Origin of the sequence: Streptomyces sp. NPDC086147, from assembly GCF_040702165.1 — a bacterium.
Classification (GTDB): domain Bacteria; phylum Actinomycetota; class Actinomycetes; order Streptomycetales; family Streptomycetaceae; genus Streptomyces.
This window is the reverse complement of the sequence record NZ_JBFBJO010000058.1, coordinates 1-1,226: the sequence shown is the minus strand read 5'-3', so window position 1 is coordinate 1,226 and position 1,226 is coordinate 1. Positions and strand designations below refer to the sequence as shown.

Annotated in this window: 1 protein-coding gene; it reads left to right on the top strand. The window is 75.4% G+C overall.

Going from position 1 to position 1,226, the window contains the following annotated elements; translation table 11 throughout:
• A partial coding sequence (locus AB0398_RS34270) for a nicotinate phosphoribosyltransferase (protein ID WP_366379581.1) occupies positions 1–1,226 on the top strand: 1,226 nt, incomplete at both ends.

Genomic DNA, 1,226 nt, shown 5'->3' with positions numbered 1-1,226 from the left:
ATGTCCCAGGTGACGACCACCGACCTGTACCAGGTCACGATGGCCCTCTCGTACCTGCGGGAGGACATGCGGGGCCGGGCCACCTTCAGCCTCTTCGTGCGGGACCTGCCGCCGGGCCGCGGATTCCTCGTGGCCGCCGGACTCGAACCGGCCCTCGATTTCCTCTCCCGGTACCGGGTGGGCCGCTCCGATGTCCAGGACTTCGCCGAGACGCTGCGGCGGCCCGTCGGGGACCTCGAACCGCTCCACGGCCTCTCCTTCGACGGAGAGGTCCGCGCCGTGCCCGAGGGGCGGATCGTCCTCGCGGGCGAGCCCCTGCTCGAAGTCACGGCGCCGCTGCCGCAGGCCCAGCTCGTGGAGACGTACCTGCTGTCCCTCGTCTGCCACCAGACGGCGGTCGCCTCCAAGGCGGCGCGGTGCGTGCTCGCCGCCGCCGGGCGCCCCCTGGTGGACTTCTCGCTGCGCCGGACCCACGGGCCCGAGGCGGGCGTGCAGGCGGCCCGGCTGTGCGCCCTGGTGGGCTTCGCCGGCACCAGCAACGTCGCCGCCGCCCGCCGGTACGGCATCGCGGCCGCGGGCACGATGGCCCACTCCTACATCGAGGCCTTCGGCTCCGAGGAGCGGGCGTTCCGGGCCTTCGCCCGCACCCACCCCGGCCCGGTGACCCTCCTCGTCGACACCTACGACACCGACCGCGGCGTCGCGACGGCCGCGCGCGTCCTCACGGACCTGCGGCTCGGTCCCGACTGCGGGATCCGCATCGACAGCGGCGACCTGGGCGCGCTGGCCCGCCGGGCCCGCGCCGCGCTCGACGGCGCGGGCCTCGGGGACGTGCGGATCATCGCGAGCGGCGGCCTGGACGAGTACGGCGTCGACGCGCTCGTACGGGAGGGGGCGCCGATCGACGCGTACGCCGTGGGGACGAGGGTCGGCACGGCCGCCGACGCGCCGTACCTGGACGCGGCATACAAACTGGTCGAGTACGACGGGCGGCCCGTCATGAAGCTGTCCTCGGCGAAGGCGACCGCGCCGGGCCCCAAGCAGGTCTTCCGCGGCCCCGGTCTCCGCGACGTCGTCGGCCTGGCCCACGAGGAACCTCCCGGGGACGCCGAGCCGCTCCTGCGGACCGTGATGCGCGGAGGACTCCGCACGGAACCGCCCGACACCTTGGCCGCCGCCCGCGAACGCTTCGCGCGCGACCTCGCCGCCCTGCCGGAGGAGGCCCG